The 26135-nt window shown below is 57.9% G+C and carries 29 protein-coding genes and 2 tRNA genes; 14 read left to right on the top strand and 17 right to left on the bottom strand.

Going from position 1 to position 26135, the window contains the following annotated elements:
* Window positions 1–8 precede the first annotated feature (8 nt).
* The 6 genes from PSH88_RS28900 (at window position 9) to PSH88_RS28875 (ending at window position 4373) form a co-directional block, all read left to right on the top strand.
* On the top strand, window positions 9–404 hold the full coding sequence (locus PSH88_RS28900; protein ID WP_305424174.1) for a nuclear transport factor 2 family protein: 396 nt from the start codon (window positions 9–11) through the stop codon (window positions 402–404).
* Between the two features lie 235 nt (window positions 405–639).
* Window positions 640–1926 carry an OprD family porin gene (locus tag PSH88_RS28895; RefSeq protein WP_305424173.1) on the top strand — a complete coding sequence of 429 codons (1287 nt, stop codon included), beginning with the start codon at window positions 640–642 and terminating at the stop codon, window positions 1924–1926.
* A 231-nt stretch (window positions 1927–2157) separates the two neighbouring features.
* A complete protein-coding gene (locus tag PSH88_RS28890) occupies window positions 2158–2904 on the top strand; it encodes a 2OG-Fe dioxygenase family protein (protein WP_305424171.1) in 747 nt (248 codons plus the stop codon).
* A 46-nt stretch (window positions 2905–2950) separates the two neighbouring features.
* On the top strand, window positions 2951–3364 hold the full coding sequence (locus PSH88_RS28885) for a GNAT family N-acetyltransferase (RefSeq protein ID WP_305427069.1): 414 nt from the start codon (window positions 2951–2953) through the stop codon (window positions 3362–3364).
* A complete protein-coding gene (locus PSH88_RS28880; RefSeq protein ID WP_305424169.1) occupies window positions 3361–4077 on the top strand; it encodes an AzlC family ABC transporter permease in 717 nt (238 codons plus the stop codon). The genes PSH88_RS28885 and PSH88_RS28880 overlap by 4 nt, the downstream gene beginning before the upstream one ends.
* A complete protein-coding gene (locus PSH88_RS28875; protein ID WP_038978526.1) occupies window positions 4056–4373 on the top strand; it encodes an AzlD domain-containing protein in 318 nt (105 codons plus the stop codon). Before PSH88_RS28880 ends, PSH88_RS28875 begins: the two co-directional genes overlap by 22 nt.
* Here PSH88_RS28875 and PSH88_RS28870 read toward each other — a convergent pair.
* Window positions 4290–5216 carry a LysR family transcriptional regulator gene (locus PSH88_RS28870; RefSeq protein ID WP_305424166.1) on the bottom strand — a complete coding sequence of 309 codons (927 nt, stop codon included), beginning with the start codon at window positions 5214–5216 and terminating at the stop codon, window positions 4290–4292. The two genes, PSH88_RS28875 and PSH88_RS28870, sit on opposite strands and share 84 nt — an antisense overlap.
* Before the next feature lie 623 nt (window positions 5217–5839).
* Between PSH88_RS28870 and PSH88_RS28865 the strand changes: the two genes are divergently transcribed.
* Both PSH88_RS28865 and PSH88_RS28860 read left to right on the top strand, forming a co-directional pair.
* A complete protein-coding gene (locus PSH88_RS28865; RefSeq protein WP_305424164.1) occupies window positions 5840–6250 on the top strand; it encodes an MbcA/ParS/Xre antitoxin family protein in 411 nt (136 codons plus the stop codon).
* Window positions 6250–6927, top strand: coding sequence for an RES family NAD+ phosphorylase (locus tag PSH88_RS28860; RefSeq protein ID WP_305424163.1), 678 nt, complete (start codon window positions 6250–6252; stop codon window positions 6925–6927). Before PSH88_RS28865 ends, PSH88_RS28860 begins: the two co-directional genes overlap by 1 nt.
* A 68-nt stretch (window positions 6928–6995) precedes the next feature.
* Here PSH88_RS28860 and PSH88_RS28855 read toward each other — a convergent pair whose 3' ends face one another.
* Complete coding sequence (locus PSH88_RS28855) at window positions 6996–7277, bottom strand: DUF3077 domain-containing protein (protein ID WP_305424162.1); 282 nt, start codon at window positions 7275–7277, stop codon at window positions 6996–6998.
* 156 nt (window positions 7278–7433) lie between these two features.
* The gene (locus PSH88_RS28850) at window positions 7434–8591 is read right to left on the bottom strand and encodes an AAA family ATPase (protein WP_305424161.1); all 1158 of its coding nucleotides are present in this window, start codon (window positions 8589–8591) and stop codon (window positions 7434–7436) included.
* A 206-nt stretch (window positions 8592–8797) separates the two neighbouring features.
* On the opposite strand from PSH88_RS28850, the gene PSH88_RS28845 reads away from it, so the two are divergent.
* From PSH88_RS28845 to PSH88_RS28830, 4 genes are all read left to right on the top strand, one after another.
* The gene (locus PSH88_RS28845; RefSeq protein ID WP_007939483.1) at window positions 8798–9019 is read left to right on the top strand and encodes a tautomerase family protein; all 222 of its coding nucleotides are present in this window, start codon (window positions 8798–8800) and stop codon (window positions 9017–9019) included.
* The gene (locus tag PSH88_RS28840; protein WP_305424159.1) at window positions 9016–9672 is read left to right on the top strand and encodes a DsbA family oxidoreductase; all 657 of its coding nucleotides are present in this window, start codon (window positions 9016–9018) and stop codon (window positions 9670–9672) included. The genes PSH88_RS28845 and PSH88_RS28840 overlap by 4 nt, the downstream gene beginning before the upstream one ends.
* 43 nt (window positions 9673–9715) lie before the next feature.
* Window positions 9716–10426, top strand: coding sequence for an SDR family NAD(P)-dependent oxidoreductase (locus tag PSH88_RS28835; protein ID WP_305424158.1), 711 nt, complete (start codon window positions 9716–9718; stop codon window positions 10424–10426).
* 368 nt (window positions 10427–10794) lie between these two features.
* Entirely contained in the window at window positions 10795–11544 is a 750-nt protein-coding gene (locus PSH88_RS28830) for a hydroxypyruvate isomerase family protein (RefSeq protein ID WP_305427068.1), read from the top strand.
* An 86-nt stretch (window positions 11545–11630) separates the two neighbouring features.
* Here PSH88_RS28830 and PSH88_RS28825 read toward each other — a convergent pair.
* The 6 genes from PSH88_RS28825 to PSH88_RS28800 form a co-directional block, all read right to left on the bottom strand.
* Window positions 11631–11706: transfer RNA gene (locus tag PSH88_RS28825), tRNA-Thr, on the bottom strand.
* 578 nt (window positions 11707–12284) lie between these two features.
* Window positions 12285–13514 carry a methyltransferase gene (locus PSH88_RS28820; RefSeq protein WP_305424156.1) on the bottom strand — a complete coding sequence of 410 codons (1230 nt, stop codon included), beginning with the start codon at window positions 13512–13514 and terminating at the stop codon, window positions 12285–12287.
* Window positions 13495–14184 (bottom strand): ABC transporter permease, encoded by a 690-nt coding sequence (locus tag PSH88_RS28815; protein ID WP_305424154.1) that lies wholly within the window; start codon window positions 14182–14184, stop codon window positions 13495–13497. The genes PSH88_RS28820 and PSH88_RS28815 overlap by 20 nt, the downstream gene beginning before the upstream one ends.
* On the bottom strand, window positions 14181–14876 hold the full coding sequence (locus PSH88_RS28810) for an ABC transporter permease (RefSeq protein ID WP_305424152.1): 696 nt from the start codon (window positions 14874–14876) through the stop codon (window positions 14181–14183). Before PSH88_RS28810 ends, PSH88_RS28815 begins: the two co-directional genes overlap by 4 nt.
* 78 nt (window positions 14877–14954) lie before the next feature.
* Window positions 14955–15701 carry an ABC transporter substrate-binding protein gene (locus tag PSH88_RS28805; protein ID WP_305424150.1) on the bottom strand — a complete coding sequence of 249 codons (747 nt, stop codon included), beginning with the start codon at window positions 15699–15701 and terminating at the stop codon, window positions 14955–14957.
* Window positions 15702–15714: 13 nt separating this feature from the next.
* Window positions 15715–16488, bottom strand: a complete 774-nt coding sequence (locus tag PSH88_RS28800; protein WP_007897462.1) for an ABC transporter ATP-binding protein — start codon at window positions 16486–16488, stop codon at window positions 15715–15717.
* 564 nt (window positions 16489–17052) lie between these two features.
* On the opposite strand from PSH88_RS28800, the gene gabP reads away from it, so the two are divergent.
* The gene (gabP, locus tag PSH88_RS28795) at window positions 17053–18447 is read left to right on the top strand and encodes a GABA permease (protein WP_305424146.1); all 1395 of its coding nucleotides are present in this window, start codon (window positions 17053–17055) and stop codon (window positions 18445–18447) included.
* A 70-nt stretch (window positions 18448–18517) separates the two neighbouring features.
* Here the strand turns inward: gabP and PSH88_RS28790 are convergent, their stop codons facing one another.
* The 4 genes from PSH88_RS28790 to PSH88_RS28775 form a co-directional block, all read right to left on the bottom strand.
* A complete protein-coding gene (locus tag PSH88_RS28790) occupies window positions 18518–18970 on the bottom strand; it encodes a hypothetical protein (RefSeq protein ID WP_305424144.1) in 453 nt (150 codons plus the stop codon).
* A gap of 6 nt (window positions 18971–18976) precedes the next feature.
* Window positions 18977–19393 (bottom strand): hypothetical protein, encoded by a 417-nt coding sequence (locus tag PSH88_RS28785; protein ID WP_305424143.1) that lies wholly within the window; start codon window positions 19391–19393, stop codon window positions 18977–18979.
* Between the two features lie 37 nt (window positions 19394–19430).
* Window positions 19431–20405: an alpha/beta hydrolase family protein gene (locus PSH88_RS28780; protein WP_305424142.1), complete on the bottom strand. Its 975-nt coding sequence runs from the start codon at window positions 20403–20405 to the stop codon at window positions 19431–19433.
* A gap of 69 nt (window positions 20406–20474) precedes the next feature.
* Window positions 20475–21533, bottom strand: coding sequence for a PDDEXK nuclease domain-containing protein (locus PSH88_RS28775; protein ID WP_305424140.1), 1059 nt, complete (start codon window positions 21531–21533; stop codon window positions 20475–20477).
* 262 nt (window positions 21534–21795) lie between these two features.
* On the opposite strand from PSH88_RS28775, the gene PSH88_RS28770 reads away from it, so the two are divergent.
* Window positions 21796–22245, top strand: coding sequence for a carboxypeptidase regulatory-like domain-containing protein (locus PSH88_RS28770; RefSeq protein WP_305424139.1), 450 nt, complete (start codon window positions 21796–21798; stop codon window positions 22243–22245).
* An 85-nt stretch (window positions 22246–22330) separates the two neighbouring features.
* Here PSH88_RS28770 and PSH88_RS28765 read toward each other — a convergent pair.
* The 4 genes from PSH88_RS28765 to PSH88_RS28750 all read right to left on the bottom strand — a co-directional run bounded on the left by PSH88_RS28765 (window position 22331) and on the right by PSH88_RS28750 (window position 26077).
* Window positions 22331–22406 (bottom strand) — tRNA-Phe (locus tag PSH88_RS28765).
* A 103-nt stretch (window positions 22407–22509) separates the two neighbouring features.
* Complete coding sequence (locus PSH88_RS28760; RefSeq protein ID WP_007939458.1) at window positions 22510–22782, bottom strand: oxidative damage protection protein; 273 nt, start codon at window positions 22780–22782, stop codon at window positions 22510–22512.
* Window positions 22779–23846, bottom strand: coding sequence for an A/G-specific adenine glycosylase (mutY, locus tag PSH88_RS28755; protein ID WP_030129291.1), 1068 nt, complete (start codon window positions 23844–23846; stop codon window positions 22779–22781). Before mutY ends, PSH88_RS28760 begins: the two co-directional genes overlap by 4 nt.
* A complete protein-coding gene (locus PSH88_RS28750; protein WP_305424136.1) occupies window positions 23843–26077 on the bottom strand; it encodes an AsmA family protein in 2235 nt (744 codons plus the stop codon). The genes mutY and PSH88_RS28750 overlap by 4 nt, the downstream gene beginning before the upstream one ends.
* Window positions 26078–26135: the final 58 nt, after the last annotated feature.

Below are 26135 nucleotides of genomic sequence, written 5' to 3'. Positions count from 1 at the left end.
GAGTCACCATGGATAACCTGAGCCTGATCAAAAGCACCTACGAAGGCGCCAACTCCCAGGAGAACGCTCGCAACACCGCCGCGGCGCTGGCCGATGACGCTCGCTGGACTGAGGCCGCAGGTTTTCCGTACGCCGGGACCTATGTCGGTTTTGACGCTATCGTCGAAAACGTCTTCAAGCGTCTGGCCACCGAGTGGGAAGATTTTCAGTTCAAGGTCGAGAACTACGTCGCACAGGGCGACAAGGTGTTTGCCTACGGCAATTACAGCGGAATCTACAAAGTCACCGGCCGCCCGATGAATGCTCGGGTCGCTCACTTGTGGACCCTGGCCGACGGCAAAGTCACGCATTTCGAACAATTCGTCGACAGCCACACCGTGCAATTGGCTATCGCTGACAAGTGATTTCTTAGACGATTTTCGCCTATTCACAGACGATTCATGAAATTGACACCTTATTAAAGGCGCAGATAGGATGCGCCCAACGCCTGTGGCTAACCGCCATGACTTACAAAACAATAAAAGGCCCGCCGCGAATTTTCGTGGGCGGGCCTTTTTGTTTTTGGGTGAAAAAAGAGCGCGATAGCGCCATTTCAGTGGTTCGGCACAGCGCGTATCAACCCGTAATAAGGAAAATAACATGTTGAACAAGCGAATCAGCCTGATCGCACTGGGGATGTTGAGCGCTACACAGGCCATGGCTAACGACCAGGCCGAGTCCAAGGGTTTTGTTGAAGACAGCAGCCTCAAAGTGCTGCTGCGCAACGCCTATATCAATCGTGACTATAAAGACGGCAACGAGGACAAAGCCGAATGGGGCCAAGCGGCCATCGGTACTTTCTCGTCCGGCTTCACCCAGGGCACCGTCGGTGTCGGTGTGGATGCCTTCGGTCTGTACGCACTGCGTCTGGATGGCGGCAAGGGCCGCAGCGGTGCCGGTGGTATCGACTTCTTCAAACAGGGCGACAGCGGCAGTGCAGCTGACGACTTGTCCAAGGGCGGTGCGGCAGTCAAGTTCCGTCTCTCCAGCACCACGCTGACCTATGGCGACCAGATGCCGGCCTTGCCGGTGTTGAACTACGACAACTCCCGCCTGCTGCCGGAAAGCTACACCGGCACCCTGATCACCTCCAGGGAGATCAAAGGCCTGGAGTTGAACGCCGGTCGCTTCACCGCCGAATCGCGCAAAAGTGCTGAAGGTCGTGACAGCGGTGGCTTGAAGTCGATCAACGTATTGGGCGGTAGCTACCAGTTCACCGAACAGTTCAAGGCTGCGCTGTACGCGTCCGACGTCGAAGACGTGCTGAAGAAGCAATACGTGAACGCCAACTACGTGTTCCCGATCGACAAGGATCAGTCCCTGACCCTGGACTTCAATGGCTATCGCACCAAGCTGGACGATTCCTACGTCCGCAAAAGCGGCGCCACCGGCGATGACAACAAGATCTGGAGCCTGGCAGCGACCTTCGCCACCGGCCCGCACTCGTTCACCCTCGCTCACCAACGCAGCACCGGCGACAGCAACCTGGGCTACGCCTACGGCGGCTACCAAAAGGATCAAGGTCGCGTCGGCGACGGCGGTAACACCATCTACCTGGCGAACTCCTACTGGTCCGACTTCAACGCCGAAGACGAACGCAGCTGGCAGTTGGGCTACGGTCTGGACTTCGGCACCTTCGGCATTCCGGGCCTGAGCTACAACTTTGCCTATGTGCGCGGTGACAACATCACCACCTCCACCAGCGAAGGTGGCACTGAGCGCGAGATCTTCAACCAGTTCAAGTACGTCGTGCAAAGTGGCCCGGCCAAGGACCTGAGCGTGAAGGTACGCAGCTCGATCCTGCGTGTGTCGCAGAAATCCAGCGAGTACAACGTCAGCGGCAACGAACTGCGCGTGTTCGTGGATTACCCGATCAACATCTTCTGATGATCGGCTGAGTTGTTCAAACTCAATAAAAACCCCGACTGGTTCGGGGTTTTTTTCGCCTCGTGACCGTAAGAAAATACGAAAAATGGCTGTTTTCGATCGTAAAAAGTCGAATTAAAGCAACTTCATACCGCGTTTCAATCAACGCTTGATATGCCTGAAATTCTTTCTCATGGGCCGCAAATCCAGCACCTACTAGATTAAGCCGCTAAATGCAGTGGAGACCTAGTAATGATCGTTTTGAACAGAGAAGTTGGCGAATCGCTCCGGCGCGACAAGTATGTCAACGTCAAGGGAGCCGACTTCAATCTCTTCGGTCATTTTTCCGACTTCGTCAGATTGACCAAAAGTTGGGAAAGCATGGAGCCGGACAGTTATTACGGCCAAGCCGATGCGGGCATGCGTTTCCGTCGTTACAGCGACTTCGAATACAACCCGGTCACCCGAGACTTGAAGCAGCTGGAACACCGCGCCTACGTGCAATCGAAGGCCAACAACAGCTATGTCGGCGGACTGGAGCGGCACTTCCAGGACTTCTCCAATGAAGTCATCAATTCGCCGGTGATGCGCAGCCTCATCGATGCGGATTTCGAGGTGTACAAACACGTATTGCCGCCGGAGTTGCACGACGAAATCTGGCAATGCCAGATCCATCAGATCCGCATCGAGATCAAGCCGGGCAAGCAACTGGAAATTACCCCGGAAGGTATTCACTGCGACGGTTATCCGTTCAGCGGTGTGCATTTCTGGGGCCGCAACAACGTGGATGGGGCGGAGAGCCGTTTGTATTCGGCCCAAGAGGAACAACTGGCGGCGACGACTTATCTGGAAATCCTCGACACCACCTACTTCCTCGATCGCGACATGCGTCACTACGTGTCACCGGCACGCAACACCCACGCTCACGAAATGGCCTATCGGCAGATTCTGGCCATTTCCTTCTCGCGGCCCGGGACCGCTTTCGACATTGTTCGCTGAACAGCTAGACCCCATGCTGCACATCGCCGAGTGCCCTGCACCGGTGATGCTGCAGCGCGCGACGGCCAAGGATGCCCAACGCCTGGAGCGCTTCTTTCGGCAATTCGAGGAAGTGTCGTTCTGTGAATGGCAGGACGCCAAATGCCTGCGCGGTGTGTTGGTGCAAAAAACCACCGCTGCGTTCCTAGCGCTCGATATCCGTGGCGAAGTGATTGGCGCGGTGTTGGGCGGCATGCTCGGCAGCCGTGGCACCATCAATCACCTGGCGGTGAGCCCGGTTTATCGCAGCCAGGGCGTTGGTCAACGTCTGGTTGAAGCGGCGTCGGCAGACATGAAACGGGTCGGTGTGCTGCGGATGTTCCTGTTCGTCGACGATGCTAACCTTGCCGGCAAACGTTTTTGGAGTGCCCAGGGCTTTTGTGAGCCGCGCGGCGAAACGACCTTTGAGAGGGACCTATGAATGAGACGTCCAGCAGCCAGCCGCTGATGGTCGAGCCCCAGCCCTCACGCACGTTCGCTGAAGCCAGCCCAGTGGTTGCGGGCTATTTCACGGTGTCGTTTGTGTTCGGTTTGATGGCCGTCAATGCCGGGTTGCCCGTGTGGCTGCCGGTCGCGATGTGCCTGTTCGTCTACGCCGGTGCCTCGCAGTTCGCCGCCCTGGCGTTGATTTCCAGCGGCGCGTCGCTGACCACCATCATCCTCACCACGTTTCTGATCAATGCGCGGCACATGCTGATGTCGGTCTACATGGCCAAGGCCCTTCAAGCGATGGGGCTCAGTCGTCTCGAGCGCTGGTGTTATGCCGGTGGGCTGACCGATGAATCGTTCGCCTTCCACAGCGTCAAACTGGGCAAAGGCACGCCGGTTAATGTGCGCTACCTGATTGGCTTCAACCTGTATTGCCACACGTCGTGGGTACTGGGCGGTTTGCTGGGAGCAATCTGCGCGCAGTACGCGGCGCACCTGATCAAGTACCAGCTCGACTATGCACTGACCGCGATGATGCTCTACGTGCTGGTATCGCTGTGCAACACCCGCAACAAACTGATCGCCGCACTGGCCGCGGTCGCCTGCATGGGTGTCCTGAGCCTGGTCGGCAGCTCACCCTTTAACGTGTTCATCGCCACATTCGTGGGCTGCGGGGTGGGTGTATGCCTGACCAAACGTTCCTGATCCTGGTCGTCGTACTGATGATGGCCGTGACTTTTCTGCCGCGCGCGTTGCCGCTGCAGGTGAGCACTGACCATTGGCCACCCCTGGTTGCCCGGGCGCTGGAATACCTGCCGGTGGCGATCGTCGCTGCAATCAGCCTTACGCCGCTGTTGATCAAGGATCAGCAGGTGCAGCTCGATCGCCCGGAATTTTATGCAGCCATTCCGACGTTGTTATGTGCGTATTTCAGCAAAAACCTCTTTCTCAGCGTAGCGGTGGGAACGGCTGCGTACATCGCGCTCGGATCGTTCATGTAGCGACAGAGCGACCACGTCGTTCAGAGCCTGTCCCGACAACTCGGGGTTGTTGACCGCCAACCGCACTTCGAGGGAATCCTCGAAACCCGGGAAAATGGCCAAGCCATTACGCAGGGCCGCCTCACGGGAAACCATGCCGAGGCCATCCATTTGCGTGATCAGCGACAGGGTCAGGGTCTCGCTGCAGGAATAGATCATCCGCTTGCCTGACTCGTAATTACCAAGACCAGCGTCGAGAAAACGCAAGAAACTGTGGGAATACGGACAATCGTCGGCAGGACGAACCTGAAACTTATTGCCGAGCAGCATCAGCGGATCGTTTTCCTGACCGCAATGAGCACCGACCACCTGCACCTGTATATGGGGCAGGGCAATGCTGGGTAACCCCGGCTGCTGCGGCCCGATCAGCACGGCGAGGTCGAAGTCCTCATTCTTCAACTTGCTGAGGTTTTCCATCGACTCGGCGTAGCTGAATTCCAGTTGATAATCAGGAAAAACCTCAATGAGGCGTCCGATCATTTGCCGGTTGAAGTCGACCGAGAGCGTGGTGTTAAGTGCAACCTTGAGCGTGCGCTGTCCAGGCACCTTGAGCGCGGCGACTTTTTCTTCCAGTTGCCGCGTGGCGACCAACACTTTGTCCATGTAGGGCGTGAGCTCCGTGCCCTGCGTTGTCAGAGTCAGCCCCTTGTTGGAGCGACGAAACAACCGAAAACCGAACTGCTCTTCGACCTTGTTCAACTGCGCGGCCAATGCCTGCACGGTCAAACAGGAACGCTCTGCCGCCGCCGACAATGAGCCGGTCTGCACAATGCGCATGAGGTTACGTAAGGTTCTGCTATCCATTTGGGTAATGCCCTCTAAAGTGGGCTGGCTATTGTTGTGTACCTGACCGCCCCGGTGGGCGTCGGTCGCGTGCTGGCTATGATCCTGCACCTGAGCATGCTTGTCCCGAGTTTAGTAGCGAAATGATTCTGCGTCCGATGGTTGGAGGCTTACACAGGATCGGGGTTTTTGGTGGGTGGTAGGTGATCGGGGTCAAAAAATGGCCCGGATGGGGGATATGTGGGCGTTTTTTGGATATCAGCGAAGCCTTTTCCAAGGCAAAAAAAAGCAGCCTGATCAGGCTGCTTTCATGAATAGGTGCTTGATATTGTGCTCCCTCAAGCAGGGGAGAAGAGGTCTCACCAAGCGCTGATTTCCAAGTCATCAACGGGGTTCCTACGCCGACTATTGCCACCTGGAGGCAGTCGGTTTCGCGCTCTCGATTTAATTGTCTGCCCCTGTAAGGCGGGTGTCAACGAGTGTCTTTGACCGTGTGTCGGCGTCTTTTCGGGCTGCGAAAAAGCTGCGCGAAAGTTCTTTTCGAAGAAGGGAAATGGCGATACGTTTGCGAATTAAAGTTTCATATATGTTCGTATCTGTACTAGTCTGAAATCAAGACATCGCACATCCAAGGAGGCCATCCCATGCCTGCCTCAACCATTGCCCTCAGCCCACAGCAACAACTCGAGACTCCCGAAGCCGGTCGAGTCGCGCTTAAATTTTTCTTCAATCTAATGGAACGCTGGGGCTGCACCGCCGAGCAACAACGCACGCTCTTGGGCAAAGTCGGCAACACCACTTTCTACAAGTACAAGCACCTGCCGCCCAACGTGCGCCTGCCCCACGACACCCTGGAACGCATCTCGTATTTGATGGGTATCCACAAAGCGTTGAGCATCATCTTCAGCAACAGCCGCGAGCGCGCCTACACCTGGGTCAGCAGCCCGAACACCGCCGCGCCGTTCAATGGCCAGTCGGCGCTGTCCTACATGCTGGCCGGCCGCGTGGTCGACATCGCTGACGTGCGCCGGTACCTCGATGGAGTACGCGGCTGATGGCGCCGGAGCTGGCCGATCCGCAATGGCCGCGGGCTTACCGGATCGTCAACAGCTGCTTCCCGCCGATCTCGTTGTTCGAAGACGTGCTCGACCCCGAAGACCTGCCCACCGCCTACGCGTTGGAAGCCCTGACCAACGATCGGCTGATGGAAGAAGCCGGCGTGCTCGCCCGCGTGCGCCCCGAAGACCGCGTCTCCGGCCCCGGCTCCACGCCCGTGATGGCCGCGTTCACCCATATCGGCAAAACCAGCCGCTTCACCGACGGCACCTTCGGCGTCTACTACGCCGCCAGCAGCCAGGCTGCCGCCATCGCCGAGACGAGTTATCACCAGGAACGCTTCCTCGCCGCGACCAACGAACCGGACCTTGAGTTGACCATGCGTACTTACGTCAACCGGATCGTCAAACCGCTGCATGACATCCGGCAAAACTATCCTCACCTTCATGACCCGGATCCAACCGCGTACGGGCCATCGCAGGCCTTCGCCCGCCAACTGCGCGAAACAATGTCGTGGGGATTGCTCTACAACAGCGTTCGTTTGCCGGGCCATGAATGTGTTGCCGCGTTTCGGCCGCCGGCCGTGTCCATTCCGAAGCAGGGGAAGCACATTCGGTATGTGTGGCGCGCGAGCAGTCGCAGGATTTCGTTTGTGTTTGAAGTTAGCGAAGTGTGAGCGCAACGAAGCGCAAAAAGCCCCGATTGATTCGGGGCTCTTTTATGCGTGCGGCTTTTACGACGACGTCACTGGCTGCGATTGTTACCCGGTGCGTCGAGCACCTTCACCACGTCATCGATAATTGCCTTACTCATATCCTGCAAATAATGCGACGCCCAGGCATGCCGGTCGGTATCGCGAACCATGGCGGCGTCTGACGCAAGCAGTTTGGCGACGTGGAGCAGATCAGAGGCGTGGGAGAGGGCTTCGATCACCGGAACACCGGCGTTGATGCGAAACAGCGGTTCGTCGGCGTGGAAGGAGAAGTGGGTGAGGCCGATGGTTTTAAGGTCTTGGGGGTTCATCATTGGACACCTCCGTTTTTTGGGCGGTGGTGGGCGTGAATCGGTGGAGCAGTAGCGCAAATTTTGGACGAATTGATAGCGGACATTAGCAAAAACTCCTGAATCAAAGTTAGAGCTACCACGTTCGTGGGGTCCTCATCTTCCACCCCAGCCAAATTCCTAACTAGCATCAATCAACGCTCGTTCTTCCAACCAAATCTCCTGAACAAACTGATCCGTAATCGCATAAATCCCATGCCCACGCCGCATGATGATGTTCTCGGCAACCAGCGCAATCACCACCGGTTGAATCTCTTCCACGCGTACCTCACGACCTACAGTCTTCGAATACTCAGCCGCCGCATCGGTGGAGAATATCCCCCGAGCGTCGCCTTCCGTGGATGCGATTTTGTTAAAAATAGCCTGAGCCAGGCTGCCTAACTGCTCCACTTTCTCAAGCTCAGTACTGGCCGCTGCCGAGCGCAAAGTACTGGCAATTACCGGGAGAAATAGATCGGGATCACCTTCTTGCTGCATGAGTTGTCGCAGCGCCTTGAGCATCTCCTCAGGCCGATTCCCCAGGGTGTTGAACGCTTCAATGGCAACCTCAAGAGACGGCAACTTTTCCTTCTTCACCGTCATTGCGAGGCGATTGAGCAGGTACTCAACGTAATCCCCTTTCAGCACCGGATACGCCGCTGACGTTGCGCCGGAAAACGCCTGGTTTCGCTTTGCGGTCAATTCGCTGACTTGCGCTCGGTGCGATCCCGTTCCGATGAACAGAAAGTAGCCCGGTGTATTCGGGCGCGGATTGATTGCATCACGTGCAGCCTTGAGTGCCAGGAGCAGTTGATTGCCATCGTCAGAGGAGATGGCGTGCTGCACTTCGTCGATGATCAGCACTAAATCGGTTTTCGCTTGATCGACCACCTCAGTCAGCGCCTGTGCCAACGTTGGCCCACCTGCATGGCCAATGCTGTCGAGCTTGAAACCAAACTTGAATCCGGCTGCGCCAATGTCTGCACCGCTAACGCGCTTGAGCATTTCAAGCAGGCTGGAGCCGGGCGTTTGGAGTTCTTCCAGGCGTTGACGGATAGCGTCATGCACGAGGGTGGCAGGATTGGCCAGCGTGTCGCTCCATAAGTCGACGTAAATGACCAGAGCACCCGCTTCTTCCAGGGCAGGGATGAGGTCATTTCTCAGGAATGTCGTTTTACCGGTCCTGCGCAGGCCGGACAGAAACAGACCTGAGCGCAGACCTTCATCGAGAACACCCGGATTGAGAAGCTGATTTGCCATCTGTTCAGCCAGTTCAGGGCGCTGAAAAATGCTGCTCATGCAATTACCTCTTTTTATGGATACGCCATAATTATTGGCCAGCCATAATTTAGCATAAAGGTTAAGACCTGACCTGAGGGCGGACTCATTACACCACGTAACTAATGATGTTCCCGCCCCCACCTTTATCCCCTCAAACCAACCCCCTACATTGAACTCCACCCACCTACCCCTCATCCCGAAGGGCAGGTCACTGGAGACTCATCATGCCTTTTGTCAGCGTACGCATTACCCGCGATGGCGTTACCTCAGAGCAGAAAGCTCAGGTGATCGCCGAAATCACTGAAACCCTGGAGCGCGTCCTCAACAAGCGCCCCGACCTGACCCACATCGTGATCGAGGAAGTCGACACCGATAACTGGGGCTATGCCGGTATCACCACCACCCAGTACCGCAAACAGCTCGCTGAGGCGGAGGGGCAATCATGACCGCCTCCGTCGCCATCGATTTTGTTTCCGATGTGGTGTGCCCGTGGTGCGCCTTGGGTGCGACGGCGCTGGAGCAAGCGATCGAGAACGTGGCGGGTGAAGTCTCGGTTGAACTGACCTACAAGCCCTTCGAGTTGAACCCGGACATGCCGGCGGAGGGCGAGAACGCGGTTGCGCACTTGATGCGCAAATACGGGCGCAGCGCCGAGGATGTTGCCGCCGGCAAAGCGATGCAGACCGCTCGGGGTGAGGCCATCGGGTTCAAGTTCGATCTGGAGAAACGCAGCCACTTCTACAACACCTTCGATGCTCACCGGTTGCTGTTGTGGGCGTTGCAGGAAGGGCGGCAGGTCGCACTCAAGAAAGCCTTGCTGCGTGCTTACTTCACCAATGGGCAGAACCCGAACGACCGCGAGACGCTGGTTCGACTGGCGGCGCAAGTGGGCTTGGATGCGGCGAGTGCGCGTGAGGTGTTGGTGTCCGGAGCGTTCGCCAGGGAAGTGCGCGAGCTTGAAGTGTTTTACCGCGAGCGCGGCATTAATTCGGTTCCGGCCCTGGTGCTGAACGGTCGTCATCTGGTGTCCGGTTCGCAATCGGTCGAGTACTACGAACAGATGTTGAGACAAATGGCGCAGGCGCCTGTTGAAGCCTGATTAATCACTTTTTCAAACCATCATTTATCGGTAGAGGTTCATCATGAGCAATTCGAAAAAAGTCATCGTTATTACTGGAGCATCCCAAGGTCTCGGCGCAGGCATGGTCAGGGCTTTCCGTGATCTCGATTACAAGGTTGTCGCTACATCGCGCTCGATCAAACCGTCCACCGACCCGGACATCCTGACTGTGGCCGGCGACATCGGCGACCCGGCAGTCGCTCAGCAAGTCATTCGTGAGGCAATCGCGCGTTTTGGCCGCATCGACACCTTGGTCAACAACGCCGGGATCTTCGTCGCCAAGCCGTTCACTGATTACACCCCTGAAGACTATGCCGCGGTGCTGTCGGTGAACTTGAATGGTTTCTTCTACATCACCCAACTCGCGATCACCGAGATGGAAAAGCAGGGCAAAGGCCACATCGTCAACATCACCACCAGCCTGGTGGACCACGCGATTGACGGTGTGCCGTCAGTACTGGCTTCGTTGACCAAAGGTGGCTTGAACGCGGCGACCAAATCCCTGGCCATCGAGTACGCCAAGCGCGGGATTCGGGTGAATGCGGTTAGCCCTGGCATCATCAAAACGCCGATGCACGGAGAGGAAACTCATGAAGCACTTGGGAATTTGCACCCGGTTGGGCATATGGGGGAGATCAGTGATATTGCTCAGGCTGTTGTGTATCTGGACAGCGCCAACTTTGTCACCGGGGAAATTCTGCATGTTGATGGCGGGCAGAGTGCCGGGCACTGAGACCTGCGACGCTAAACCCCAGAAACAACAAAGCCCTTGCATCGCTGCGAGGGCTTTGTTTTGTATGGTGCACGCTTTACTAGCGCGTGCCCTGGCGGTGAAGTATTGCACCCTGTTCCATATGAAGCCGCCCCCTTGCTTGGCAAAGGGCGCCAGGCGGGAGCGGCAGCTGGGAGCAACGATCTCTGAGAAGTGAAAAAGGGACAACTTTATTTTCCAAATGGAAACCATCGTTTATGCCATGGTTTTGAGGAAAAAAAGACCCGCATGATTTGAGCTTGCTGACAACGTCAACCTATAGTGCGGTGCTGGAGTTGCGAAGGATGCTCCAGGCTGATGATTTTCTTCCCAGGATGGATGTTTACCCAATGCTCAAGTTCAATGCTCATCTCGGCTTCCAGTTCAATGAAATGCCTTTTCTGCAACGCATCGAAGCAGCCGCCGCAGCTGGTTTTCGAGCGGTAGAGTTCCCGTCGCCCTATGAATTCGATGCCAGTCTCCTGGCCGACCATCTGGCTCAATACAGTCTGCCGTTGATCCAGTTCGCCGCACCGGCTGGCGTTACCAAAGGCATCGCTGCCTTGCAGGGCAAGGAAGAAGAGTTTCGCAACGGGTTGCTTCAGGCCACCAGCTATGCAAAGACGCTGGGGTGTTCGGATGTCCACATCATGTCTGGCGTTACGACGCAGGATGACGCAGGGCGTATCTTCGGGGGCAACCTGGAGTATGCCGTCAAGTACTTCGAGGATCAGGGATTGCGGCCGCTAATCGAAGTAATTTGTACGCAGGAGATGCCGGGCTATTACATGTCTGACTTCAGCAAGGCACAACAGGTGCTGGAAACCTTCCCGAGTGTTGGGCTGATCCTCGATTTTTATCATGCCCAGCTTCTGACCGGAGACGCCGCAGATGTTCTGGCTCGGTTTTATGACAGGACCGTCCATGTGCAAATTGCTGACTGCCCGGGGCGTCACGAACCGGGAACGGGGAGCATCGACTTTGCTGCCTTGTTCGCAGCGCTGGAACAGCGTGGCTACACAGGATGGATCGGGTGTGAATACCGTCCTTCCGGTTCTACCGTGGCGGGCCTTGACTGGATTAAGCAGCTAAGTGCTTAGCGCTTGCGACGCGCGAACGTGATTCGGGTTTCGCGTACCCCAGAAACAACAAAGCCCTCGCATTGCTGCGAGGGCTTTGTTTTGTATGGTGCCGGCACCAGGAGTCGAACCCGGGACCTACTGATTACAAGTCAGTTGCTCTACCAACTGAGCTATACCGGCGTGTTGGGCGACGATTATAGCGATTGGGCTGGTTCTGTAAACCCCTGAATTCAGACTATTTTTGCGCAGGCTTTCGGTCAGGTGCGATGCAGTACTTTCTTGAGTTTCAGCAGGGTGCGCCAGGCTCGGCTGTTTTGCATCGCCCGCAGTTACGCTTCGGCATGTTCAGCGCGTTGCAGGGCGGCGGGGAGGTGGCTTTCGCGTTGGTGACGGGGTGGCTGAATTGATGGCCTCTGCAGAATGTCACGGTCGAATATTTTTCTTGTTCATGGCCGCGCTGTCGACGCCCTCGTATGCGTGTATAGCAAGGGACATTACCAGGCGCAATTTTCCGCCCGTGGTGTCCAGAATTCGGCGGTTATTTCGTTTTGATTGAATGCTTATGCACAACGGGCTGGCGGAATCTGCTTGTTCATTGCACTTTTGTGGACTCGTTCTCATTTGTCCGCAAATGCCTGTTTTATGGGTTTTTTATTTTTGTGAACAAAAAATGACCAGCAGTGTTTTAGGCGTAGAACAGCGTAGATATTGGATCCACGATAATTCCATCAACAGAGTTATCCACAGGCTGTGGCTGTTTAAGGGCGTTCTGCCAGGAGCAGGAAATTGCGCGGTGTGAGCGGGGATTCGCAGAAGGTGCCAAGACGTACGGCATAACCCTGCTCAATGAGGAAAAGTGCCCGATCGAGTACCAGCCACAGCTCCAGAGGCCGTCGGAAAAGGCCTCGCAGCAACTCCAGGTTGCGTACTTCGGCCAGTCGCTGCCAACCGGCGGCTTCCAGTTCGGTCCAATTTGGCGTGCCAACTGTGGATAACTCTTTTAGTGCAGCCAGATCGCGGCAGTAATCGGCGAAAGGTTTGTCCAGCCAGGCACTGGGCAGAGAAGGGGTTGGCAGGTATTCGTCGACGCCGCGCAGTTGTCGTTGCAGCAGGTCAAACGCCAGGCGCCGGGCCATGGAGGTGTCACGCTGGCGTCGGACGCGAGCGCCGGCGGTGACGGTTTCGCTCATCGGCAGCGCAAGATCATCGAGGGAAAGGTGTAGGCCGGAGCGCTCAGCCGAACAGGAAAGCGGCTGATAGGTGTTCAGACTGATCCGGTTGTAGCAGCAGGGCGCAATGGCCAGTTGTTTGCAACCGGCAGCGCTGGCGAGCCGAATTAGTCGCACATGCAGATCACCGCAGGCGTGCAGCGCGACCGGCGTGTGAGCGGCGTTCAACAAAGAGGCTGCGTCAGGCGCGAGTACATCCTGCTCGACATGCAGTGCATGCAATTGATGATGCTGGCTGAGTGCCTGGCCGCTGGCGACCAGCGCCGGGTCGTATTCCAGGCACGTCAGTTGTTGACCGGTTTGCAGCAGGCGTCGCCCCAAATGGCCCTTGCCCGAGCACCAATCCAGCCAATGCGTCGGTGCATGAGCAAACTGCAGGCGACCGGCGAACGCTTCAATTTGCTGCCATTTGCGTCCCGGCACATCCACATTCAAGCGATGGCCCGCCGCTTCTAGCGCACGAGCCGGCAATTCACCCACCGCGCTCAGTTCAGCAGACATCGCCGCCAATAAAGCAAACGGCTCCGGCGCGTCGAGCAAACAAGGTTGGTTATGACTGCTTTCCGCATCCTCCAGCGATCGCCCGCGTAGCCAAAACGCCAACTCCGGGTAGGACGCTTCCCAAGGCAGTTGCAGATGGGTAAACGGCCGAGGCTTCCACAGCGCCTGATGCTCGATCAGAAAAGCATCCAGCGCGGTGAAACGGGCGAGCAGAGCCTCGCCCGTCAGTACGCAGGACTCAACGCCCCTGGCAGGCATCGACGCGCAACCAGCGCTCCAGCAGCTTGAAGCCGCGAACCAGCACGTAAGCCATCAGCAGATAGAACATGCACGCGGCGAAGAAAATCTCCACCGGCAGGTAGGTGCGGGCAATGATGGTGCGGGCCATGCCGGTCAGTTCCAGCAGGGTCACGGTGCTGGCCAGGGCGCTGGCCTTGAGCATCAGGATCACTTCGTTGCTGTACGCCGGCAGGCCGATGCGCGCAGCACGCGGCAGCATGATGTAGAACAGCGCTTTGGCCTTGGACATGCCCAGCGCTCGCGCCGCTTCAATCTCACCCGGTGGAATCGCCTGGATCGCACCGCGCAGGATCTCGGCGATGTAGGCCGCGGTGTGCAGGGTCATGGTCGCGGTGGCGCACCAGAACGGACTGCGCAGGTACGGCCACATCGAGCTGTTACGTACCGCGTCGAACTGCGCCAGGCCGTAGTAGACCAGGAACAGCTGAACCAGCAACGGCGTACCACGGAAAAAGAATATGTAGCCGTAGGGGAATGCCCGCACGTACCAGAGTCGTGACGAGCGAGCGATGCCCAGCGGAATCGCCAGCAGCAACCCGGCGATCACGGCGATGGCCACCAGCTCCAGGGTCAGCGTCGCGCCCTGAGCCAGTTTTGGCAGCCACTTGATAATGACTTCCCAGTTCATTGGGTGCTCCTCGCGAAGCCGCGAGCGGCGCGTCGTTCCATAAAGTGCATGCCGGTCATAGCCAGAATGGTCAGGCCCAGATACATGAAGGCGGCCACCATATAGAAGGTGAACGGTTGCTTGGATATGGTCACGCCGATTTGCGCGTGACGCATGATTTCTTCCAGGCCGATGACGGATACCAGTGCGGTGTCTTTCATCAGGATCATGAACAGGTTGCCCAGGCCAGGAAGGGCGATGCGCCACATCTGCGGCATGATCAACCGGGTGAAGATGCGGAATTTCGACAGGCCCAGGGCCACGCCGGCTTCACGGTGACCTTTGGGGATCGCCAGAATCGCACCGCGAAATACTTCCGTGGCGTAGGCGCCGAAGCACAGCCCCAGCGCAATCACGCCGGCGGCGAAGGCGTTGAGTTCAAGGTCGGGGTTGCCGAAAAACTCGCCCAAGGCACGCATCAGGTTGACTGTGCCGAAGTAGATCAACAGCACCCAAAGCAATTCCGGGATACCGCGAACCAGTGTGGAATAAGTGCCGCCAAGCCACTGCAGCGGCTTGTACGGGGAAGTCTTGGCCAAGGCGCCGAGCAGACCGAGCACCAGCCCCAGGCACAAGGCCGAGAGTGCCAGTTTCACAGTCATCAGCGCACCAGCGGCGAGCGCCGGGCCGAATCCGTAGAGGTCGATAATCATGGATTTCTTTTCAAATCGCGGCAGGCAATGCGAAGGACCGGCACCGTCAGAGAACGGCGCCGGTCAGGCAGCTCAGAATCAATAGATGCTGAACGGGAAGTACTTGTCGTTGATTTTTTTGTAGGTGCCGTCCTCGACGATTTCTTTCAGGGCAAGGTTCAGTCTCGCGCGGATCGGGTCGCCTTTACGTACAGCGATACCGATCTTGTCGCTTTCTTCCACCGGGTCGCCTTTGAATTCGTAAGCACGGCCAGCGTCGCTTTTCAGCCACTCATAGTTGACGTATTTGTCGGCCAGGATGCCGTCCAGACGACCCGAAGTCAGGTCCAGGTAGGCGTTTTCCTGGGTGTCGTAGAGTTTGACTTCGACGCCTTCCATGTTGTCTTCCAGCCAGGTGCCGGCCAGGGTCGCGCGTTGGGCGCCGATCACCTTGCCTTGCAACGAAGCCTTGTCGGTTTTGAAGTCGACGTTTTTCGGGGCAATGAATTGCAGCTTGTTGGAGTAGTAGGGTTCAGTGAAGTCCACCGCTTGCTTGCGTTCATCGGTGATCGACATCGAGGAAATCAGGAAGTCGAACTTCTTGGCGTTCAAGGCCGGAATGATGCCGTCCCAGTCGGACGTGACCACAGTGCACTCGACTTTCATCTTGGCGCACAGCGCATCGCCGATATCTTTATCGAAGCCGACGACATTGCCGCTGGCATCTTTGTTGTTGAACGGCGGGTAGGCCGCTTCGATGCCCATCTTCAAGGTCTCGGCGACGGCACCGGCGCTGAAGGCCAGGGTGACAGCAGCGGCCAGGAAGATTTTTTTGTAGTTCTGCATGCGGGTAGCTCCGTTAGCGGTTGCTGGACATGAATTGTTTGCAGCGCGCCGAAAGCGGGTTTTCGAACACCTGCTGTGGCGATCCTTGCTCCTCTACCAGGCCTTGGTGGAGGAACACCACTTCGCTGGAAACCTGACGGGCGAAGCCCATTTCATGGGTCACGAGCAGCATGGTGCGGCCTTCTTCGGCCAATGCGCGGATGACATTAAGTACTTCCTGGACCATTTCCGGGTCAAGGGCGGAGGTGGGCTCGTCGAACAGGATCACCTTGGGTTGCATCGCCAGTGTGCGGGCGATGGCCGCGCGTTGCTGCTGGCCGCCGGAAAGTTGCGCCGGATAGGCGTGGCGCTTGTCAGCGATGCCGACCTTGGCCAGCAGGGCTTCGGCGACTTCGATGGCTTCGGCTTTGCTTTGGCCGAGCACGCGGCGCGGGGCTTCGATGATGTTGTCGAGCACGCTCATGTGTGGCCAGAGATTAAAGTTTTGAAATACAAAACCGATCTCGCTGCGCAGGCGATTGATCTGCTTGCCGTCGGCAGCGACCAGTTCGCCGTTCTTGGCGGCTTTGAGCTTGAGTTCTTCGCCGGCTACCAGGATCTGGCCCTGATGCGGGTTTTCCAGCAGGTTGATGCAACGCAGGAACGTGGACTTGCCGGAACCGGAGGAACCCAGGATCGAGATCACGTCGCCGTCGCGGGCGGTCAGCGAGATGCCTTTGAGCACCTCAAGCTGTCCGTAGCGTTTGTGCAAGTTGCGGATTTCAAGCGCGGGCGTGGCCTCAGCCATGTGCGTTCCTCATAGTGTTTTGCGCTCCTGCTGTTGGCGGCCTTCCTGGCGAGGCGGCCAAGCTAGCATAGCGTTCGAATGGCAGCCAACAGCGCTACGGACGGTAAACGGGTGGCATGTGGCAGGTTGTCGCATCGTTACAGCAGACTGTCGCGCTGCTATCAACCGAACAGCCGTTTGAACCCTGTCTTTGAATAAAGAGACGGGGCGGCGGATCCAAAAAAAGGCGCGATGTTGCCAGCTTTGGCGGGGTGTTGGAAGCGCTAACCGGCCAAACGTTCCTGATCTGCACTTTTATTGTGCGTGCCCGAATTTTTTGGTGTGTTTCCGGTGCGCTGATTCGTTCTTGAAGTGTGTGGCAGGGTAACGCTCTGGCGAAATGCCATTAATCTCAATGACTTGCGATGACAGCTCGATCCGCGCGCAGGCCCCGTATAGCGGGCGCATGAAACATTTTGGCGCAATTATTGCGTGCAGAATAAGAAACGCCCTGTTGGATTCTTTTTACGAGAAGGAATGTCAGACCGGGCCGACGTAATCGCTTTACTTGCAAAGGTAGTCTTAATGAGTAGTAGCCAAAGCTCCTCCAACGGCCTCGAGCAGGGGCTAAAACCGCGTCATGTGACCATGCTGTCGATCGCCGGGGTGATCGGCGCCGGGCTGTTTGTCGGCTCCGGTCACGCCATCGCCGCTGCAGGCCCGGCCGTGCTGTTGGCCTACGCGGCCGCCGGTGCTCTGGTGGTTCTGGTCATGCGCATGCTCGGCGAGATGGCCGTTGCATCGCCAGACACCGGTTCCTTCTCGACGTACGCCGATCGCGCGATCGGTCACTGGGCCGGTTTTACCATCGGTTGGCTCTACTGGTGGTTCTGGGTTTTGGTCATCCCGCTGGAGGCTAACGCTGCCGCGCACATTCTAAATGCCTGGTTCCCGGGTGTGGATATCTGGGCTTTCGCTCTGATCATCACGATGTTGTTGACGGTTACCAACCTGTTCAGCGTGAAGAATTACGGTGAGTTCGAGTTCTGGTTCGCCCTGCTCAAGGTGGTGGCGATCGTCGGCTTCATCGTCCTCGGTGTTCTGGCAATCTTTGGCTTTCTGCCGACCAGCCAGGTCAGCGGCGTTTCGCACTTGTTCGACACTCAGGGCTTCCTGCCGAACGGCATGGGGGCGGTGTTGGGCGCCATTCTGACCACCATGTTTTCCTTCATGGGCACCGAGATCGTGACCATCGCGGCCGCGGAATCGAAGAACCCTGGCCAGCAGATTTCCAAGGCTACCAACTCGGTTATCTGGCGGATCGGCCTGTTCTACCTCGTATCGATCTTCATTGTTGTGGCGCTGGTTCCATGGAACGACCCGGTGCTGGCCAGCGTGGGTTCTTACCAGACCGTGCTTGAACGCATGGGCATCCCGAACGCCAAGCTGATTGTCGACATCGTCGTACTGGTCGCCGTGACCAGTTGCCTGAACTCGGCTCTCTACACTTCGTCACGCATGCTGTTTTCCCTGGGCAAGCGCGGTGATGCACCAGCCATGTCGACACGCACCAACAAAAGTGGCACGCCCTACTGGGCGGTGATGCTGTCGACTGGCGCGGCGTTCCTGGCAACATTCGCCAACTACGTGGCCCCGGCCGCCGTGTTCGAATTCCTGCTGGCCAGCTCCGGCGCCATCGCGCTGCTGGTGTATTTGGTGATCGCGATTTCGCAACTGCGTATGCGCAAACAGCGCATGGCCCGCGGCGAAAAAATCGTCTTCAGCATGTGGCTGTTCCCGGGCCTGACCTACGCGGTGATCGTATTCATCGTGGCGGCCCTGACGATCATGCTGTTCCAGGACGCCCATCGCGTGGAGATCCTCGCGACCGGCCTGTTGAGCTTGTTGGTGGTGGCTGCCGGGTTGTTTGTGGCTCGCCGTCGCAAGCTGCAGAAAGTGGGCGCGGTGGTGCTGAACTGATTCGTACCGCGTAACGCAAAACGGCCGCTGTCAGTGATGACAAGCGGCCGTTTTTACTTGCGGAGTAGCCTTACTCGGCCTTTTCCACCGGCAGGTCCAGCGACTGACGATAGCTGTCCAGCGCATCGCCAAAGTCGGTAATGAATTGCGGGTCGGTCAGCCAGGCCTGGGCGGCGTCGCGGTCCATGCCATCGGCCCACATGCGGTAGTCGATCAGCATGTCGGCGGCCAGGTGCGTGGCGGCCATGGCTTCGTTGTCGGCGTTTTCCATGTCCAGCAGTTCGGGATGGTCGCTGATGATTTCGGCGAGGTTCGACAGCAGGGTCAGCAGCATGTCGTTGCGGCTGGTGGCCTCGGCGTCACGCATTTTGCTGAACATCGCCAGGGTGTATTCCGGAATCGGCTCGCCGAGTCCGCCCAGGTCGTCGTCCAGCTCTGCGGGTTTTCTGCCGACCATGCGGATCTGCTTGGCTTTGGCCTTTGCGCGTTTGGCGCGTTTCTCTTGCTTGTTCAGGGATGCCATGGGAACTCAGTTTGATTTCTGTTGGGTTTGGGCTGCGATGGCGTCGGACGCCGCCACGTAGTCAGCCTGGAAGGCCGCAGACTCGATCCACGACAGAGCGCCGGCTTCGTCTGTCTCGGTGGACCATTGGCGGTATTCGATCAGTGCCGCGAGGATGAAGTCCATTGCGCCTTCTTCGCCTTCCTGCTCGTACACCAGTTCCAGCAACGGGTCTTCCAGGAAGGCCGCGCACATCGCTTGCTGATTGATTTTTTCGGCGTCGATCATTTTCTTGAACAGTTCGGTCAGGTCCACCGATTCGAAGTCGATGCGATCGTCGTTCGGATCCAGCTCGACCGGCGCGGCAGCCCGCTGGGTGCGGTTCTGCTTGGCCTTGGCTTTGGCGCGGGAGGCGCGTTTGTTCTGCTTGTTGGCGGAGGCCATGGGCGTCGTTCCATAATTCATTGAGGGGGCGCATCCATCAACTGCGTGGCACTCGCCGCCCGGGTGTATCGGGGGCCAGCTCGCCGGTCTGCAGCCAGGACAATGCAATGGGCCATAGTGTGGCTTGGTATGCGCTGCGAAAAAAGGCGAAATGTCCGACTTCTTCTTCGCCGATATCTTCGGGGGCGATTCGCAGGTGGGTGTTTGTACTGCCAGTGAAGTAGCCGAGCAGGCGTTCGATGGCCGAAATCGTGCCGTAGGGATCGTCGCTGAGGCTGATCGCCAGGGTTTGGGCAGTGACGTTGGCGAAGGGGAACTGACTGTTTTTAGCGTGGATGACACGACCGCTGGGGCGTTTCTCGTATCGGGCGCTGGGCATGCTCCAGTCGCGAACTACACCAGCCGGGGTGTCTTCGAGCCAGCCGAGGCGTTTGCCGGGAAAGTAGCCGTAAAGCATGGTCATCAATGGCATCACTACATGCCACTTGGCAAACATTCGCCAGCGATGAGCAGGGGCATAGTCGCGCCAGTAAGCGAACTGCGCACCCACCGTCACCAGCCGTCGGATCACATGCCCGGAGGTTCCCAGCCCGGCCGCGCAACCGCCGAAGCTGTGGCCGACGACATTGATGGGTTGTTGCGGAAATTCGCGTTGGGCTCTTTGCAGCATCGCCTCGAAATCCAGCATGCCCCAGTCGGACCATGAAGCCTTGAGTCCTTTCAGTGATGCGGGACGCGACTCACCGATGCCGCGGTAGTCATAGGTGATCACGTCGAAGCCGTTGGCGAACAGGTAATCGGCGAAGCGCGAGTAGTGTCGGCAACGGACTGAAGTAGCGGCGTTGATGATCACCACCGGACGGGTTGAGTCTTGATTCGCATGCCGCCAGGTGAAGCCGCCAAGGATGAAGCCGTCGGTGGCGGGTTCGTTGAAAGATTCACCAGGTGTGCCGGTGGGTAACGGCAATTCAAGTTGCGTCGGGGCCAGTGAGGGCATGTCCTGCAAATTCATCGGCTTTGAACCTTTGCGGTTAGCCAATCACCATAGTCTTCACGCTGTTTATGAACAATCCACCCGTGCTTATCGGGGCCTCTGCTTGAGTAACCGCTCCTCAAGCACCGCCCATTCCCGATCCAGTTCTGTGCGAAGTTCCTCCTCGCTCGGCAGCACCAGTCTGTAGGTACTGGCGAACAGTTGTTCGTTGCCTTGCAGCACTGAATAGCGCACCACCGATTCATCTTTTTGCGCACAGAGAATGAGGCCGACGGTGGGGCTATCCTCCGGTCCGCGCTTGAGGTCGTCGTACATGCGCACGTACATGTCCATCTGGCCGACATCCTGGTGGGTCAGTACGCCGCGCTTGAGGTCGAAGATGACGAAGCACTTGAGCAGGTAGTTGTAGAACACCAGATCGATGTAGAAGTCTTTGCTCTCGGTACTGATGCGTTGCTGGCGAGCAATGAAGGCGAAGCCTTTGCCCAATTCGAGCAGAAAGCCCTGGAGTTGATTGATCAGTGCTTGTTCAAGTTCGTTTTCCTGGATCAAGCCCGCATTGGGCAGGCCGAGAAATTCCAGTAGCACTGGGTCGCGGATGAAATCCCGAGGGCTGGCGTTCATTTGCTGGATGTTGGTGGCGGCTTCCTGTTTGACGGCAGCCCGGTCGCGGCTCGCCAGCAGGCGTTCGTAATAGAGGGTATTGATCTGACGCTCGAGGGCGCGACTTGACCAGTTCTGCAGAGCAGATTCGTTCATGTACCAATGGCGAGCGTTGTCGTTGTCGACTCGTAGCAGTCTGCGATAGTGGGTCCAGCTCAATTCGTGACGCAGTGCGTCACGAATTGGGAATGCTTGATAGAACAGGCGCATATAGCGAAGGTTGGAAGCGTCGAAGCCTTTCCCGAACTCCGACGTCAGTACTTTCGCCAGCGTCGATAGCAGCTGCTTGCCATACACCGCCCGCCGAGCGCCTTCCTGTTCGAACTCCACAATATGCCGCCCGATCTGCCAACAGGTTTGCACCTGAACGGTATCGACCGCTCGCAGCACCTTCTGACGCGCTTCGCGGATCAATTCGCCCAGATTGCCAAGCAGTGAAGTGACCTGTGGATCTTGTGTGTTACCGGGTTTGAGGGAGCTCATGACATTTTCCGCGGCTGAAGGAAACAGGCGGAAGAGGATGGCAAGAGAGTGATAGTCCGCGATGCCGGGCGTTGCTGGTAAATCGGAAGGAAAGGCGAATTTGTTTTGCAGGATCGGGACGACGACAGCCCATGCATGAGGAGTACATCACGTAGTCCGATTCGCAGTGAGCCCAAGTGCGAATCGATCTAAAACTTGAACATTCGGTAACAAATCTAAAAAGAGTAACGATTGGGTTCTGAGCAACCCGGGAGTCGCCATCATGAAGAACGTCCATTCATTCATGCTGCCCATCGCCGCCGTCGGCGTACTGATGTTTCCAGTCGTGCTTAACGCCGCCAGTCTTGAACCGATCGACAGCACAGGCGTGCAAGTCCAGCAGCAACAGCAAAACGGGATTACTTATTTGTCCGGGGGGATCGGAGAGGATGAGGCTCGAGCCATTCAACAAGCACAGGGCTACAACCTGCACATGACCTTCTCCATCGGGGCGGAGGGCAAATATGTTCCGGATGTGAATCTGGTCATTCAGAAAAACCCGGGTCAGCCCGTGCTGACGCTGAGTGAGGCCGGCCCGTTGGTTTACGTACAGCTGCCACCTGGCAAGTACACCGTCGTTGCGACACGCAATGGTGAGGAGCGGCGTGATACGGCGGATGTAGGAAGTGGCCCCGCCCGCAATCTGGTCTTCCACTGGAATACTGAAAACTAGCCCAAGAGAGACGACTTGCTCGATGCCTGATCAAATCGCGGGCATAAAAAAACCCTGAATCTTGCGATTCAGGGTTTTCGGTATTTGGTGCCCAGAGACGGAATCGAACCGCCGACACGGGGATTTTCAATCCCCTGCTCTACCGACTGAGCTATCTGGGCAACGGGGCGCATTAAACTGGTTTTTCAGGGGGTCGTCAAGCAAGTTTTCAAAAAATATTTAATTATTACCGTCGCTTACGTGCCGACCCCGGATTTTGATCAATTATTGAGCAGGCGGAACGTAGCCTTCAGCCTTGGCGTATTCCTCGCCGGAAAAGAACTTGTCCATCTCGCCTTGAAGATATTTGCGGTCTTCGGCGTTCATCATGTTCAGGCGTTTTTCGTTGATCAGCAGGGTCTGGTGTTTCTGCCAGTCGGCCCAGGCCTTGGCGGAGACGTGGTCAAAAATGTCTTGGCCTTTTGCGCCAGGGAACGGGGCGCGCTCCAGGGCGGGCAATTCTTCTTTGTACTTGCGGCACATGATGGTGCGGGTCATGACGACTCTCCTGCGTTCAATACGGCGGCCGCGCGTTCGAGCAAGGTTTTGACCGGGGCGGCAAGGCCCAGGCGCGGCGGGGTGGCGAGGTTATACCAGAGCCAGTCGGCCTCGGCCACGTGATGGCCGGCCTCCTGGACCTGAACCAGCCAGGGTTCGATGGATAACTGAAAGTGGCTGAAGGTGTGTACCAGGCTCGGCAGTGCCTGTTGGCTGCCCAGTTCCAGCGAGTGCTGCGAGGCCAGGTGCTGAAGGTCGTCGAGGTCGTCGAGTTCCGGCAGGCTCCAGAGACCGCCCCACAAGCCCGTGGAGGGGCGACGGTAAAGCAGAATCGCCCCTTCGCCATTGGCGAGCATCGGCATCAGCGTGCGCTTCTGTGGCACGGCTTTGCGCGGTTTGGGGATCGGGTAGCGGGTTTCCAGGCCAAGCATGTGCGCCTCGCAGCCCTTTTCCAGCGGGCAGAGCAGACAGCTTGGTTTGCTGCGGGTGCAGAGCGTGGCGCCCAGGTCCATCATCGCCTGGGTGTAGGCGTTGACCCGATCATGGGGCGTGAAGCGCTCAGCGTTGGCCCACAGCTGTTTGGCAACCTTGGGCTCGCCCGGATAACCCTCTTGCGCGGTAAAGCGCGCCAGCACCCGTTTGACGTTGCCATCGAGGATCGGTGCCCGCAGGCCCATGCTCAGGCTGGCAATCGCGCCGGCGGTGGACAGGCCGATGCCTGGCAGGTCGGTGAGCTTTTCCACATCACGGGGAAACTCGCCGCCATATTCGGCAACGACAATCTTCGCGGTCTTCTGCAAGTTGCGCGCGCGGGTGTAGTAACCAAGGCCGGTCCACAGGTGCAGCACTTCGTCTTCCGGCGCGGCGGCCAGGGCTTCGACCGTCGGCAGCGAGGCCATGAAACGGTCGAAGTAGTTCAGCACCGTGCTGACCTGGGTTTGCTGCAACATGATTTCCGAGACCCACACCCGGTAAGGGGTGATGCCCTGTTGCCAAGGCAAATCGTGGCGGCCGTGGCGGTCGTACCAATCCAGCACCGCCGTTGAAAATTGCTCGGCTCTCATCGCTTGAACAGCCCCTTGAGCGCGTTTTTCAATTCCGGGCTGACTTTATCGCCAAGCTTCTCGTCGATTTTTTCGCTGATTCGTTCGCCAGCCAGTTTGCTCGCGACTTGTCCCATGCGTTCGTTGTCGACGCGGCAAGCCTTGGCACCCAGTTCCAGCGGGCCACGGCAGCGCAGCGGCCACTCGATGCCGACGAAGCGCTCGCTGACCTGGCAGGCCGGGTCCGGCATGTCGCTCTTGTCGCCTTCGACGATGACGCCGACGCGGTAATCCATGCCCAGCACCCGCAGGTCGATGTCGCCGTTACCGTTCACGGTCATGCCCGGGACGCGCACTTTCAGGTCCGGGTTATTGGCCACGCCGTTGTGGAAGGTCAGGTTGCCCTTGAGCTCTTCGAACGGTGTGTCCTTGCCCCGTGGCTCGCCCGTGAGGGTTTTGCGATTCAGGGTGGCGATGCCTTTGCACAGTTGCTGCTCAAGGTTGGCATTGAGCAGCACGCCGTTGTTGATGACGAAACTGGCCTTGCCGTTGAGGTTATCGATCAGCACGCTCTGGCTATTGCCGCTGCTGGTCAGCGCGCTATCGAGTGTCACCAGGCCTTGGACCGGTGGATTTTTCCCCTGGCTTTCGAGGATTTTTTCTACAGGCACTTTGCTGATGCGCGTCTGCATGTTCAGCGCTGGCACTTGCTGGCGCACGTCCAGGGTACCTTTGGCTTCGAAGTTGCCGTCGTACAGGTCGCCGCGCAGGTTTTCCAGCGTCAGCAGGCCGCCTTGGCCGGTGGCCTTGAGGGCAGCATTCTGGATCGGCAGTTTGTCGAGGGTCAGCTGGCCGAAGGTCAGGTCGGCGTCCACGTCGAGTTTGCTCAGGCGTTCCACCGGCAACAGACGCTCGGTGCTCCATGGGCCTTTGGTCGGTGACGGTGGCAGCGGCGAACTGCCCGCGCCAGCCATGGCCTCGGTCTCGGTGCTGGCCACTTCGGCCTGGCGCACCTGCTTCGCGCTGTTGGCTTCGGCGGATTTTGGCGGCAAGTAACGATCGACGTTGAAGGTGTCAGCCTTGAGGTTCAGTCGCAGCGATTGCCTGGCGAAGTCCTCGACCGCGATGCGGCCGCTGAAAGTGCTGTCATCGAGTTTCAGGTTGAGGTTGTCGAGGGTCAAACTGGTCGGCGTGCCGGCAACCTGGCTGGCCAGTTCGACTTTGCTCAGGCTGCCTTCGGCCATCGCCGGGAGTTTCTGGCCGATGCTGTCGACGAATTTCGCCAGATCGAATTGAGCAATCGACAGGCCGCCGCTGATTTGCGGAGTCTTGTCGAGGTCGTTGGCCTTCAGTTCACCCAAGGCGCGCAACTGGTTGGCGGAGATCTTGATGCCGGTCCATTCGGCGACGTTGGCGGCCTTGTCCAGCAGCAGTTGGCCTTGAGCGGCGAAGGTCATGGTCTTGCCTTGCAGCGGATCGCCAGCGACTTCACCGGAGAGTTTCATGTCTTCGAATTTGTAGCGCTGCAGCGCACGCTCGAAACGCAACTCGCCGGCCAGTTCGGTGCGCACCCGCAGAACCGGTTGGTTGGTACCGAGGAACGCGGTGAGTTTGACCGGGATGTTGGTCGAGTCGTGCACGGGGCCAGTGCTCAGCTGGATGCTTTCGGCGCTGAACTGCTTGCCGGTTTTCTCGTCGCTGTACTCAACGCGGGCGTTGTTGACGGTCAGGCTGTCGATGTCCAGGCGGATCGGCTGGGCCGGTTTTTCGGCCTGGGCGGTAGTCGTTGGCGCAGGTTCGCCGGTAGCGGCGGGCGGCGTGGCCGAGGTGCTCGGGGTGGCAGGCGCCGGGGCCTTGCCGATGTCTTCCCAGTTGCCGTGGCCGTTCTTGTCGCGATTCAGGCGCAGGTTCAGGCCTTCGACGCGCACATCGCTCATCTGCACTTCGCGGCGCAGCAGCGGAATCACGCGCACCGACAGGCCGAGCATCTGCAAGTCTGCGAACGGTTCGGCAGGTTTGGCCAGGGTTGCAACACTGGCTTCGTGCAATTCAAGGCCCAGCCAGGGAAACAGGCTCCAGCCGATATCGCCATTGAGCGTCAGCTCGATGTGGGCCTTGTCTCGGGCAATCTGGCGAATCTCGTCTTTATAGTCGTTGGGATCGAAGAGGTGGGTCAGGGCAAAGCCCAGCGCCACAATGATCAGCAACAGCCCGAGAAGTACCAGACCCAGGATTTTGCCGAACGCTTTCATGGGCGAGTCCTTGTATTAGTCGAATTCGAAATTTAGCCGGGGAGTATAGCGCTCCGAA

The sequence above is a fragment of the Pseudomonas wuhanensis genome, assembly GCF_030687395.1.
GTDB classification, from domain to species: Bacteria; Pseudomonadota; Gammaproteobacteria; order Pseudomonadales; family Pseudomonadaceae; genus Aquipseudomonas; species Aquipseudomonas wuhanensis.
Note: the sequence above shows the minus strand (reverse complement) of the source record. Positions and strands in the feature narration are given on the sequence as shown.

What these genes read in the sequence shown, in the direction of transcription:
- PSH88_RS28900 (WP_305424174.1), top strand. Translation starts at nt 9, where the DNA reads ATGGATAACCTGAGCCTGATCAAAAGCACCTACGAAGGCGCCAACTCC.
- PSH88_RS28895 (WP_305424173.1), top strand. Translation starts at nt 640, where the DNA reads ATGTTGAACAAGCGAATCAGCCTGATCGCACTGGGGATGTTGAGCGCT.
- PSH88_RS28890 (WP_305424171.1), top strand. Translation starts at nt 2,158, where the DNA reads ATGATCGTTTTGAACAGAGAAGTTGGCGAATCGCTCCGGCGCGACAAG.
- PSH88_RS28885 (WP_305427069.1), top strand. Translation starts at nt 2,951, where the DNA reads ATGCTGCAGCGCGCGACGGCCAAGGATGCCCAACGCCTGGAGCGCTTC.
- PSH88_RS28880 (WP_305424169.1), top strand. Translation starts at nt 3,361, where the DNA reads ATGAATGAGACGTCCAGCAGCCAGCCGCTGATGGTCGAGCCCCAGCCC.
- PSH88_RS28875 (WP_038978526.1), top strand. Translation starts at nt 4,056, where the DNA reads ATGCCTGACCAAACGTTCCTGATCCTGGTCGTCGTACTGATGATGGCC.
- PSH88_RS28870 (WP_305424166.1), bottom strand. Translation starts at nt 5,216, where the DNA reads ATGGATAGCAGAACCTTACGTAACCTCATGCGCATTGTGCAGACCGGC.
- PSH88_RS28865 (WP_305424164.1), top strand. Translation starts at nt 5,840, where the DNA reads ATGCCTGCCTCAACCATTGCCCTCAGCCCACAGCAACAACTCGAGACT.
- PSH88_RS28860 (WP_305424163.1), top strand. Translation starts at nt 6,250, where the DNA reads ATGGCGCCGGAGCTGGCCGATCCGCAATGGCCGCGGGCTTACCGGATC.
- PSH88_RS28855 (WP_305424162.1), bottom strand. Translation starts at nt 7,277, where the DNA reads ATGATGAACCCCCAAGACCTTAAAACCATCGGCCTCACCCACTTCTCC.
- PSH88_RS28850 (WP_305424161.1), bottom strand. Translation starts at nt 8,591, where the DNA reads ATGAGCAGCATTTTTCAGCGCCCTGAACTGGCTGAACAGATGGCAAAT.
- PSH88_RS28845 (WP_007939483.1), top strand. Translation starts at nt 8,798, where the DNA reads ATGCCTTTTGTCAGCGTACGCATTACCCGCGATGGCGTTACCTCAGAG.
- PSH88_RS28840 (WP_305424159.1), top strand. Translation starts at nt 9,016, where the DNA reads ATGACCGCCTCCGTCGCCATCGATTTTGTTTCCGATGTGGTGTGCCCG.
- PSH88_RS28835 (WP_305424158.1), top strand. Translation starts at nt 9,716, where the DNA reads ATGAGCAATTCGAAAAAAGTCATCGTTATTACTGGAGCATCCCAAGGT.
- PSH88_RS28830 (WP_305427068.1), top strand. Translation starts at nt 10,795, where the DNA reads ATGCTCAAGTTCAATGCTCATCTCGGCTTCCAGTTCAATGAAATGCCT.
- PSH88_RS28820 (WP_305424156.1), bottom strand. Translation starts at nt 13,514, where the DNA reads ATGCCTGCCAGGGGCGTTGAGTCCTGCGTACTGACGGGCGAGGCTCTG.
- PSH88_RS28815 (WP_305424154.1), bottom strand. Translation starts at nt 14,184, where the DNA reads ATGAACTGGGAAGTCATTATCAAGTGGCTGCCAAAACTGGCTCAGGGC.
- PSH88_RS28810 (WP_305424152.1), bottom strand. Translation starts at nt 14,876, where the DNA reads ATGATTATCGACCTCTACGGATTCGGCCCGGCGCTCGCCGCTGGTGCG.
- PSH88_RS28805 (WP_305424150.1), bottom strand. Translation starts at nt 15,701, where the DNA reads ATGCAGAACTACAAAAAAATCTTCCTGGCCGCTGCTGTCACCCTGGCC.
- PSH88_RS28800 (WP_007897462.1), bottom strand. Translation starts at nt 16,488, where the DNA reads ATGGCTGAGGCCACGCCCGCGCTTGAAATCCGCAACTTGCACAAACGC.
- gabP (WP_305424146.1), top strand. Translation starts at nt 17,053, where the DNA reads ATGAGTAGTAGCCAAAGCTCCTCCAACGGCCTCGAGCAGGGGCTAAAA.
- PSH88_RS28790 (WP_305424144.1), bottom strand. Translation starts at nt 18,970, where the DNA reads ATGGCATCCCTGAACAAGCAAGAGAAACGCGCCAAACGCGCAAAGGCC.
- PSH88_RS28785 (WP_305424143.1), bottom strand. Translation starts at nt 19,393, where the DNA reads ATGGCCTCCGCCAACAAGCAGAACAAACGCGCCTCCCGCGCCAAAGCC.
- PSH88_RS28780 (WP_305424142.1), bottom strand. Translation starts at nt 20,405, where the DNA reads ATGAATTTGCAGGACATGCCCTCACTGGCCCCGACGCAACTTGAATTG.
- PSH88_RS28775 (WP_305424140.1), bottom strand. Translation starts at nt 21,533, where the DNA reads ATGAGCTCCCTCAAACCCGGTAACACACAAGATCCACAGGTCACTTCA.
- PSH88_RS28770 (WP_305424139.1), top strand. Translation starts at nt 21,796, where the DNA reads ATGAAGAACGTCCATTCATTCATGCTGCCCATCGCCGCCGTCGGCGTA.
- PSH88_RS28760 (WP_007939458.1), bottom strand. Translation starts at nt 22,782, where the DNA reads ATGACCCGCACCATCATGTGCCGCAAGTACAAAGAAGAATTGCCCGCC.
- mutY (WP_030129291.1), bottom strand. Translation starts at nt 23,846, where the DNA reads ATGAGAGCCGAGCAATTTTCAACGGCGGTGCTGGATTGGTACGACCGC.
- PSH88_RS28750 (WP_305424136.1), bottom strand. Translation starts at nt 26,077, where the DNA reads ATGAAAGCGTTCGGCAAAATCCTGGGTCTGGTACTTCTCGGGCTGTTG.